This window comes from Protofrankia coriariae (genome assembly GCF_001017755.1).
GTDB lineage: Bacteria > Actinomycetota > Actinomycetes > Frankiales > Frankiaceae > Protofrankia > Protofrankia coriariae.
This window is the reverse complement of the sequence record NZ_JWIO01000022.1, coordinates 44,226-54,413: the sequence shown is the minus strand read 5'-3', so window position 1 is coordinate 54,413 and position 10,188 is coordinate 44,226. Positions and strand designations below refer to the sequence as shown.

At 68.1% G+C, this 10,188-nt stretch carries 7 protein-coding genes and 1 pseudogene (1 of these 8 cut by a window edge); 2 read left to right on the top strand and 6 right to left on the bottom strand.

Annotation, left to right across the window (positions count from 1 at the left end):
• Nucleotides 1-225, top strand: partial view of a protein kinase domain-containing protein gene (locus tag FrCorBMG51_RS14410; RefSeq protein ID WP_052914682.1) — the 3' end only. It extends 1,854 nt beyond the left edge of the window; only the last 225 of its 2,079 coding nucleotides appear in the window; its start codon lies off the left edge, out of view; it ends in the stop codon at nt 223-225.
• Between the two features lie 135 nt (nt 226-360).
• A complete protein-coding gene (locus FrCorBMG51_RS14405; protein WP_157180507.1) occupies nt 361-2,319 on the top strand; it encodes a serine/threonine-protein kinase in 1,959 nt (652 codons plus the stop codon).
• A gap of 24 nt (nt 2,320-2,343) precedes the next feature.
• Here FrCorBMG51_RS14405 and FrCorBMG51_RS14400 read toward each other — a convergent pair whose 3' ends face one another.
• The 6 genes and pseudogenes from FrCorBMG51_RS14400 to FrCorBMG51_RS25325 form a co-directional block, all read right to left on the bottom strand.
• A complete protein-coding gene (locus tag FrCorBMG51_RS14400) occupies nt 2,344-4,143 on the bottom strand; it encodes a conjugal transfer protein TraC (protein WP_047223579.1) in 1,800 nt (599 codons plus the stop codon).
• Nucleotides 4,140-5,642: an SCO6880 family protein gene (locus tag FrCorBMG51_RS14395; RefSeq protein WP_047223578.1), complete on the bottom strand. Its 1,503-nt coding sequence runs from the start codon at nt 5,640-5,642 to the stop codon at nt 4,140-4,142. Before FrCorBMG51_RS14395 ends, FrCorBMG51_RS14400 begins: the two co-directional genes overlap by 4 nt.
• Nucleotides 5,643-5,649: 7 nt before the next feature.
• Nucleotides 5,650-7,011 carry a hypothetical protein gene (locus FrCorBMG51_RS14390; protein WP_047223577.1) on the bottom strand — a complete coding sequence of 454 codons (1,362 nt, stop codon included), beginning with the start codon at nt 7,009-7,011 and terminating at the stop codon, nt 5,650-5,652.
• Nucleotides 7,008-7,787, bottom strand: a complete 780-nt coding sequence (locus FrCorBMG51_RS28285; protein WP_476742168.1) for a DUF8175 domain-containg protein — start codon at nt 7,785-7,787, stop codon at nt 7,008-7,010. The genes FrCorBMG51_RS14390 and FrCorBMG51_RS28285 overlap by 4 nt, the downstream gene beginning before the upstream one ends.
• 110 nt (nt 7,788-7,897) lie before the next feature.
• Complete coding sequence (locus tag FrCorBMG51_RS14385; RefSeq protein ID WP_047223576.1) at nt 7,898-8,326, bottom strand: DUF6112 family protein; 429 nt, start codon at nt 8,324-8,326, stop codon at nt 7,898-7,900.
• Nucleotides 8,327-8,369: 43 nt separating this feature from the next.
• Nucleotides 8,370-10,188: pseudogene (locus FrCorBMG51_RS25325) on the bottom strand (hypothetical protein); the annotation flags it as partial.

Sequence of the window (10,188 nt, the reverse complement as noted above, 5' to 3'; positions counted from 1 at the left end):
GGCGGCCGCCACAGCCGCGGCAGCCGCAAGCCGTTCACGAGCCAGGGCGGGAGGCTGATCCGAGGCTGCCTGCCCCTGCCTGGCCGGGCCCGAATCCGTCAGCGGGCAGGGCGTCCAGCGGGTCGGCCGCCGGTTGAGGCTTCCCACGGTGGCCGGGAGACGCGGCGGCCAGGCGCGGGTCCATATCAGCTGCACGGCAGCATCACAGATGGTGCTCGATGGTAGGTTGGCCTACCATGTCGACTTTGGTATCACAAAGCCGATGCGAACGTTGCGATCGCGGTCGTCAGAAGGTGGAGCTGTAATCCATGAAGCCAGATGTCCGGTTCTGAGCACCCCGGTTCTGAACTCGCCCGACGGTTGTTCGTCCCGGCCGAGCGGTGGGGCTGGGAGTATGTCGATCCCGGTGTCAATCCACATCCCCAGCGCGACCACCCACCAGTATGGAACGAACCACCTCCACCAGACACCAAAAAACATGAAGACGACCTCGCGCAGCGCATGCGACATCTTCCTGGGAATTTGATTTTCCCTGTCATGCTGCTGATACTTAGCATGAAATATGAGATCTTTGATGAAAACAAAGCACTTTTTTGGTTTCCGATTGCACTATTTCTGATAATAATTATTCTTTATCGAGTAGTGGGCCTTAAAAGAAAAATTGATCAAACGAAGGTCGTATGGCAGAGGAATCGCGATGCCGAGTGGGAGAGGTATCAGGCCGCTACCGCCGGTTGGAGGGCGGCGGTGGAAAGTCACGAGGCCGCTGACCGTACCCGGCGGGAGACGGCACCGCTGTTCCACCCGCTGGCGCCCCGGCCGACGGCGGGCCGGATCGATGTTTTCGGTGGCACTCGCGACGGCTGGGCGAGCCTGCTGGCGACCGTCGGTTCCTCGGCGCTGGCTTCCGGTGGTGGCATTCTCCTGCTCGACTTCAGCGAGCGCGGGGTCGGTGGTGGTCTTGCCCAGCTCGCGGTCGATGCGGGGCGCCCGGTCACGGTAGACGATCTCCCCGCTGATATCGGCGGGCTGGGGCTGCTGCATGGCGTGGATCCCGATGATGCCGCGGAGCTTCTTGCGGATGCCGTCGACGTGGGACGTGGCGGAGGCGCTGATCCGACGCTTCGGGTGCTCGATGCCGAGATACTCGCGGTTGTCGCCACCCGGCTGGATCCACCGCTGACCTTCAGCCGGCTTGCCGCCGGCCTGCGCGTGCTGGAGGGGAACGAGCAGAATGATGGCTCCGATCCTCTGTCGCCCGCGGAGCGGAACGCTGTCGCCGACCGGGCGGGCACGTGGGGTGAAAGCGAAGGAACTCGGCAGGAAATCCGTTACCTGCGGGCGTCTCTGGAACGGCTGGCCGGCCGGGAGGAAACGGCGACGACCGCCGCACCACAGCCGTGGTGGCCGGTGCACGGGCTGCGCATCATAGCAACGTCGAGCCATGACACGTCGACCGCCCGTAAGGAATTCGTCGACAGGGTGTTGTTCCACATTGTCCTGCACCAGCTCCGCCGCCGCCGTGGCGACGCTTCCCACGATGACATTCTGGTGGTTGCCGGCGGAGACCGGATGGGACTGCCCGCGCTGGAGGGCATGGCCCGGTACGCGGCCAACGCCGGCATACGTCTGGTGAATCTTTTCGAGCACCTCGGGGAGGGCACCGAACGCCTGATCGGCGCGGGTGACAGCGCCACCCTCGTCATGCGGCTGGGGAATGCCAAGGAGGCCGAGACCGCGGCCGAGTTCGTCGGTCGTGGACACAAGTTCGTCTTCTCCCAGATCACCCGGCAGGTCGGCAGCAGCCTCACCACGGGAACGTCCAGCAGCGCGGGGGGGAGCGTCTCTCTCTCCGAGACCGAGAGCCGCGGCGGTTCGCGCGGGAAGGGTGGAAAATCAAGCGGCTGGAGCCGGTCGGTGACGGTGTCCCAGTCGGCATTCTGGGAGAACACCGAAAGCCTGTCAGCCACTGATTCCCAGCAGGACGGCGCGGTTCTGCAGCGGGTCTACGAGTTCAGTGTCGAGCCGACGCAGATCCAGCAGCTTCCGCCGACCGCTTTCGTTCTGATCGACTCGTCACTGGGGGATCGTCGGGCGGCGCTCGGCGACTGCAATCCCGGTATCGTCCTCCTGCCCAGGGTGGCCTCCACAGCCCGCCCGGCTGTGCCACCGGTGGCACGGCCGGGGCTGCCGTCCGGGCAGGGGGCATCCCTCCCGATCGACGGGCCGGATGTTCCGCCGGTTTCCCCGACCGCTGATCCCGAGGGACAGCTCGAGGCGACTGATCCGTTCCGGCCGTGGAGCCCGGGGAACGGATAGCGTGATCGAGTGGCCCGCGGTCGGCTAGATCTCCCGGGACAGCGGGCCGTAGGGGAAGGTGTCCATCATCTCTTCGGCGGAAAACTCGTCCTGGCCGGCAGACGGGTCGTCAACGGCGAATCCGTCTGCTCCGTACCGGGCCGGGATGCCGAAGCCGTCGTCTTCGGGCCCGTTGGCGAACCGGACGCCGTGTTCGGCGCCGTGATCGGCGTTGGGACTGTAGCCGCCGGCGTACTCGTCGTTATCGGTGGTGTGGTACCCGGCCCGGTTGCGATAGGTGTAGCCGTCCAGCAGGACGGGGTCGAGATCATCCGGGACGAGGTTGACGTTGTCGACCTCGCCGTGCATCTTCGATCCGTTGAGAACGACCGGGATCTCCAGGTCGCCGACGACGTGCTCGACGTAGAACGCGCGGTTCCCGATGAGCCACAACGCGAAACCGGGATCCAGCCGGGGCAGCATGTCCGAGGCGACGTCGGTGAGGTCCAGCGCCCGCTGCGTGTCCGGGATCTGGTCGGACGCCTGCTTGTACAGAATGCGGATCGCGGTCTCGGCGAGCAGGCCCTTGGCCACCTCGACGGAGTCCGGGGAGGCCGAGAGCAGGTCGGAGATCCGGTGTGCGACGATCGCGTTCGCGCATCCCCACTGGCGGGCGAGTTTCTGCTGGGCGGACAGCCGCCGGACCAGGCCCGCGAAGCGCATCAGCCGCCAGCACTCGTCGTAGACGACGTAGCGCTGGACACCGTCCTGGCGCATCAGCGCGGCTTCCATCCACGCCTGCGCACACGTCATGATCAGTGCGATCATCTCGTCGGAGCCCTGGACCCGCTCGAGGTTGAGCACGGCGATCGGACGGTCGAAGTCCAGCGGGGAGGTGGTCGGGCCGTCGAAGAGCCCGCCAAGCGCGCCGTGGGTGAGCCGGCGCAGGGTCAGCGTCGCGTCCCGGGAGGAGTCGCGCAGTTCGGTCGCGGTCACCGGCAGTGCCGCGCAGTCGGCCTCCGACGGGTTCGTCATCGCGTCCAGGACGTGGGGCAGCAGCGGGGTCGCCTGCCGGTCGGTGGAGGCGCCGGTGATCTGCCGGGTCACGACGTCGAGGGCGAGGTCGACAGCGGTGTGCTCGGACGGGGTGAGCGGCACGCCCTTCGCGGTCTCGATCAACGAGGACAGCAGCGCCGACCGGGCCCGTTTGACCTCCCGGGACCAGTCCGCGTCCGCCATGCCCGGCGGCCGTGGCGGGGCGTCCAGCGGGTTGAGCCGGGTAGACAGGCCCGGGCCGATGTAGGTCGGCTCGCAGCCCAGCCGGCGGGCCAGCCTGGTGTACTCACCTTTCGGGTCGCAGGGCACGGCAGCCTGGTAGCCGAACGCGGCCCCCCGCGAGATCAGCGTCTTGAGCAGGGACGACTTGCGTGAGCCGACCGAGCCGAAGACCGCGAAGTTGGGGTTCTCGATGACCTGCTGGCGGTAGAGCTCGAACACGTCGAAGACGAAGGAGTCGCCGGACCAGACGTGGCGGCCGATGTACATGCCGGGGGTGTCCAGCCCGGCGTCCACGACGAACGGGTAGATGCCGGCGATCTGTGCGGTCGTCTCCATGTGGGCCGGCAGACGGAGCTTGTGGAAGATCCGGCCAGCGTGCGGGCCGACGAGGTGTGGTGGCTGCTCGCCGCGGCGCAACGCCATCCGAGCCCGCCGGATGGCCGCCCGTTCGGCCCGGGCGGCGGCCTGTTCGCCGCGCTGCGCCTCACGTTCGGCCCGCCGCAGGTCCTTCAGCTCACGACGGGTCTCCCGGTCGGTGCCGGCCCCCCCCGAACGGTGCAGTGTCATGAGACCCCCACGGCCAGCGGCAGAGCGGCAACGCTGAACCCCTGATCCTGTTCGCCGACAAGACGGACCATCTCCAGCCGGCTGCGGGACGCCAACGTCTCCGCCTCGCCGCACGCTTCGGCCAGGCTGTCGAGGTCGTCCGCGGAGACCGTCACGAACCCGTGGAAGCGGAAGGCGCCGAAGCCGGCGATGAGCTCCTGCTCACGGCGTTCCACCTCGGACGCTTCGGCCATGTCGCGCTGGGTGGTGACCTTGCCGACCTTGTCGCGCATCTGCTGTTCACCCAGATGCGCCATCCGGCGGCGGTTGACCGCCTTCTCGGCCTTGCGGCCAGGCATCGGCTCGACGATCAGGGATACTGTCCGCCGGCAGGTGGTCTCCATCAGCAGCGGGGCGAGGAACGCGGCCGGGGACGGCACCCGCGGCCAGCCGTTGATCCAATAGGTGGTGTGGAAGCCGGAGTCGGTGCGGTAGTGGTCCCAGCCGGCCACCGCGCGCACCGGGCCGGCGATCGCCGGGTCGACACCTGACGGCAGCCCCGCGAGCCCACCGGCCCGGTCGGAGGCCGCGCCACCACGTGCGTCGATCATCTCGATCGAGTACGGGTCGTAGGTCGTCCGGATCACCGCGGCCAGGGCGCGTGGCGGCAGCCAGCCGACCGTGTTGATCGAGGCTCTGGCCAGCGCGGCCTCCATGGTGCGCAGCTCGCCGAGCAGAACCGTGCAGGCCGCGTGGTCACCACCGCCGGCGCGTTGGATCGCCCGCCGTACGTCGCGCGCGCGGAGCTGGAACGACAGGAAGGTCTCGTGCCGCTGGGCGACCGGGCCGGCGGCGTCGATGACCTCCTGGTAGGCCTCGGCCGCCCACGAACCGTCGTGCTGCCCGCGCACTCGCCAGTGCCGTTGCAGCTGGTCCCCGGAGTCCGGCAGCGTGCGTTCCAGCCACTGGAGACGGGACAGCCGCCCGCCGCCGACGGTCAGCCCGGCGAGCAGCTCACCCCAGGCGTCCACCCTGGCCTGCTGGTCGCCGGACTCCAGCAGCGCGAACTGGCTGCCCTGCACCTGTAGGACAGCCGTGAACGTTCCCCGCCTGGTGTCCTTGACCACCGCCACGTAACGGCCGTTGCCCACCGGTACCGACAACATCACCAGGGACGACAGCGGACCGGGCAGCGCGGTCTTGGACAGATGGTCGGAGCTGTTGCCGACCCTGAACACCGCTCCGCGGAACACCGTCTCGCCCATCACCTTCTGCATCGTGAAACCGAAGAGGATCGGTACCCACTGATCGAGGTTACGGTCGTCGACGCGGACGAACGCGACGAACCCCAGCGCACCGGCCAGCGCGATCCATCCCGGGGCGAATATGACCGGCGACCGCAGCGCCCCGAGGACGCACAGCATCACGCCGACCATCAGGCCCAGCTGGGGCCAGCGCATGCCGAGCAGGATGCCGCCGCGTTCCAGCGGCCCGAAGCGGTAGCTGCGTTCGGCGACCACGCTCTACTCAGCCTCCCCCGGTACGCGTGGGGTGGATGGGCGGTCTCGGCGAGGTTACCTTGGGTGATGACCCGGCGGGTGGCAGGGCTCGGGGAACGGACTGGGAGGCGCGTGCGGAGGTGCCGGCCGGCGCCGCGACCCGGTTGCCCGTGCCGGTTGCCGACCTGGTCCGTGGCGCCGGCGAGCCAACGTCCGCGTGTTCCGCGGCGCGGGCCGCGGTCCGCGCCGGTTGCCCGCTGCCGGCCCGGCCGGCCCGGGCGACAGGCGCACCGACCCGTGTCATCGGGCCCACCCCGGTGCCGCGACGGCTGCCGGCCCTGGCCGCGGCACCGGTGCCGACCGGAGCGAGGTCACCGGTGAAGGGCCGGCCTGCGTCCACACCCGATCCGCTGCGCTGCCGGCTCTGCAGCCGCCCGCCGATACCCCGGAAGGTCTCCCGTGACGACGAGCCGAGCAGAGCGCCGGCGCCGTGGCCGAAACTCGCCGCGCCTCGCCTGCCTGCCGCGCCGACAACCTGCATGAGCTGGACGTCGGCCATCCCGATCACACGTAGCAGGGCGAACGGCGAGAACACCGCGGCAGCCATGATCACAATACCGCTGAGAATGGTCAGCGTCTGGTCCATGCCCGACCCGGTTGAGTCACCCGCGATGCTCGCACCCAGGGTGAAGATCGCGTAAATGACCGGTTTGGCAAGGATGAGCGCCGCGAGGATCTCCATGGCCCGCTTCATCCAGTCGCGGGTCGATATAGCCGGCTGCCCGGCTAGGTATAGTGGAATGAATACCGCAACCGCGATAATTGCTATTTTGCGTAGGTAGAGGACCAGGAAGAGCGCGAACGAGAACAGTGCGACCAGCAGCGACAGAACCATGTCGAGGGCGAAGTTCCCCTGCTGGGGGAGGGCCCTGAGCTGAGCGACCAGACTTGCGCCCAGAGGTGCGCCGTCGCCGAACGCCTCGGACATGCCGTCCGCGGCGGAAAGCACCATCTGCAGCAGGGTCAGCATGACGAAGGAGCCAAAAATCGCCGTACCCGTGGACGCGAGTGAGCGACCCAACAGATGCGCGTCTCCCCGGATCGCTCCGGCGATGCACGCACACATGAACAGACCCGTCACGACCAGGATAGCCACACCGAAGACAATATTGTAATTGTTGACGATGTAGTCTTTATTTAGATCGATCGCGGTCTGCTGTGCGGCAAAATTGAAGATGGATGCAGACAAGTCCGCCGCCATGTTCGCAAACGCAGAACCCACCGATTCCAGAAAGCCGTCGGTTCCATCGGAAACGGCATTCCTGATTCCGGTAAGAGGGTCGATGCTGATGGCTAGTACTTCTCTGCTGGCCAACGTCTGGGCGCTCACTCTGCTGGCCTTCCTATGTAGATGAACCTTCCGATTCCCTCGGCCGCGCGTTCAGTGAGGGATGGTCCATTCGGTCCATCTCCTGCATTGGATAGCTTCCAGTCTCCGTCTTGCCAGGTGACTGTGCAGATATCGGTACCCCAGCTTTGCTGTGGTGTAGTGATTCCTTTATTACTGTAAGATCCAACGGCGGCAGTTGACCACACGGATACTGTTACTTGATTAGAGTCGAATGATTTTACCGAGTATCCAAGAGGTCGTATATTGAATAACATGTCGGGAGAGTTGATGGAGGTAAGTCCAAGATTTTTTGCCATCGTTGAATCTGCTGAATTTATTTGATCTGCTAGTTTGTCGACTGCTTCAGGGGTAGAAATTGAGCCAAATATTTTTTTGAGCTGAGAAGCATCTCGATTGCGTCGATCAACATATGCAGAGACGTAGTTTCCGCAGGCGCTTATGGCGCCGGCTTCTGTGTGGGGGTAGCCGACGGGGATGCCGAACTCGTTGATGCGGGTTGGCATGCCTGGTATCTGTCCGGTCAGGTGCGCCGCGGGAGGCGCGGTGGTACCGCTTCCGGTCGGAGAGGTACCCGGTACCACGGTGGGAGACGTGGTATTCGACGCGGCCGATGTCGGACGGCTGTCGATACGTGGCGGGGGCTGCCCCTGGATGCTGACCGAGCGGGAGGACGGGATCGCGTAGCGTCCGATGAGGATGCCGGCCGTCACAGTCACCGCTCCGATTGCCACCAGGAGGCCGACGAGACGGCGCATGGGCCAGTCAGCCTGGTTGACCAACATCCCCTCCCTCGGTGTGACAACCTCGGACGCGACTACTCGCGAGACGACAGCGGATCCATCATCCCAATATCAGCCGTCAGGTTTCACGAGAACCGGTCAGAAGGGCTGTGGCGGAGGGTCTGGGTCGGTTCCCCGGGGTTGATCGTCTCGACGATGGCTGACCTGTCCAGCCCCTGCGGCTGATCGACGGCGCCCGACGACGCGGAGGCTCCGGTAGCGAGAAAGAAGTTGACGACGGCGGCTGTGGCACCGACGAGGAAGGCCAGCCCGAAGCCGGCGAGTACACCGCTCTTGCCGACCGCCGAGGTGCGGTCGAGGCCCATCCGCTCGCCGAGCGCCCAGGCGATTCCGCCGAGCAGCACGGAGGCTACCGCGGCGATCACCGCGTACGCGGCGAGGCCGTTGACGAGATCCTTGAGCGCGTTGATCCCGGGTGCCTTGGAGTCGTCGGGCTTGACCTCTACCTGTGCCAGGACGATCGTCGCCTGCGCGGTCACAGCATGGACGATCATCGCTGTTCCCTTCTGAACTCGGTCCGGCTCGTAGATCGTCGGATCATACGCCGGGAATCAAGCCGCGATCTTCGGAGGCGGCGGCGGTGGCGATGGTTGTGTTGTCGCTCTCATTCCTCTCGGGTTCCGCACTGTCGGGATCATCGCAGGCGTCGATGACGGTCGCGGCCAGCCGGAGAAATGCCCGCCGGCTGCGCCACCGCACCCGGGAGAAGACGATCGGCGGGCGGCCGCCGGGCAGCGAGCCCGGGCGGTGCCGGGCAGCGCCGTGGGCATGGTCGGGCAGTTCGTCGTCAAGTCGTGTGTCATACGGGATGCGCACCAGCGCATCGACCCGCCGGGCCAGTTTGGCCGCGGCCGAGCGGGTCTGCGGTGACCACCGTCCGCGGCGGACCGACACCGCGGCTACGATCACCGCTGGTCGCGGGCCTGTGCTGTGGGCGCGCAGGGCGGCCGCCCCACGGATGGCGGCGGACGTTTCGGCCAGATCGCTGGGAAGCGCCGGCACGACCAGCAGGATCACGTCCGCGTCACCGAGTGTGATCGATGCGAACTTGCTGTCCCAGTCCAGCGGGGTGTCGACGAGCACCAGCGGGTACGTCTGTTCCAGGGTGCGCAGGCCGGCCGCGAGCACCTGCGGGGTGGGCGGGCCCGGTATGCCGGCTGCCACCAGCGGAGCCGGCTGCGTCCCGGTGTCGCTGGCGGGAGCCGCAACGGCGCTGCCGGGGGCGGGGGCCGCCGTCTCGCCCGGTGTGGCTCGCCCGGCGGGCTGGGGGGCGTCGGTGGGGCGGTAGGCGGGCAGGACGTCGAAGCCCGCGGTGGCCTGGGCCGGCGTGGCTGCCCCGACGGCGTCGCCGCCGATCAGCCAGCGGATCTCCCGGGGCGGTCGTGGGGTGCCGCCACGGCGGGCCCGGTAGGAGATCGCGTCCGCGACCAGATCACTGAGCGTCACAGATGGGCGCACGCCGACGCGTTCCGCGAGTGAGGCGCCGAACTCGACCTCCGCGTCGGAGTCGCCGGTGGCCGTGACGCGTTCCAGGTCACCGGAGATGTCGAGGGCGACCACGGGCTCGGCGCGGATGCCGGCCAGGGTCATCCCGAGCATCGCCGTGACGGTGGTGCGTCCCGAACCGCCGATCAGCGAGGTGACCGCGATCCGCCGGGAGCCTTCCAGCGGCGCGGCGACCCGGTCGGCGAGGGACTCCCGAATGGGGATCTCCTCCCAGGGCGCCAGCTCGGTGGCATCGTCCCAGGGCTCCTGCCAGGGCCACAGCTCACGTCCGCCGCGGGGGCCGCGGATCGCGGGAAGCAGCGCCGACCGCCGGCCGTGTCCCGCCGGGGTGGGGCCAGCGGGGTCGTTCGCCGACGGCGGGAGGGCTGGTGCCGAAGAGCCGACAGACGGCGACTGTTCGGAGGACGGCTGTGACGACGGGCTCGGTGTTCCAGTCGGTGTGACGGCCGAGGTGGTCGCTGGCCGCACCGGTGACTGGACGTCCGGCTGGGCGGCTGCCGGTGCCGGCGTCGGTACCGCTGGGACGGCCGCCATCCGGGGAGCGTGCGCGGACGGTCGCCCCGACGGGCGGGCCGTGGCGGCGGGACGACCGCCGGATCCGGTGCCGAACGGCCGTACGGACGGCGTGTGGTCGTCGCCCGGCGTGGGTTCCTCGGCGGCTGTCTCCCGGGTGGCCGGAGTGGATGTCTCGGCACCGTCCGTGGCCGGCGTGGCCCGCCCGGCAGGGGCGTCGGAGTGGTGGACGGCTCGCGGCCGGCCGTCACCGGCGCGGGTACCGGCTGGTCCGGCGGTGGGCGTACCGGTTGGCTCCGCCGCGGCGGGGACCGCTGGCGGGTGACCACCCGCGGCC

Coding starts and splice junctions, on each gene's coding strand:
- FrCorBMG51_RS14400 (WP_047223579.1), bottom strand. CDS start 4,143: ATGACACTGCACCGTTCGGGGGGGGCCGGCACCGACCGGGAGACCCGT.
- FrCorBMG51_RS28285 (WP_476742168.1), bottom strand. CDS start 7,787: ATGCGCCGTCTCGTCGGCCTCCTGGTGGCAATCGGAGCGGTGACTGTG.
- FrCorBMG51_RS14385 (WP_047223576.1), bottom strand. CDS start 8,326: ATGATCGTCCATGCTGTGACCGCGCAGGCGACGATCGTCCTGGCACAG.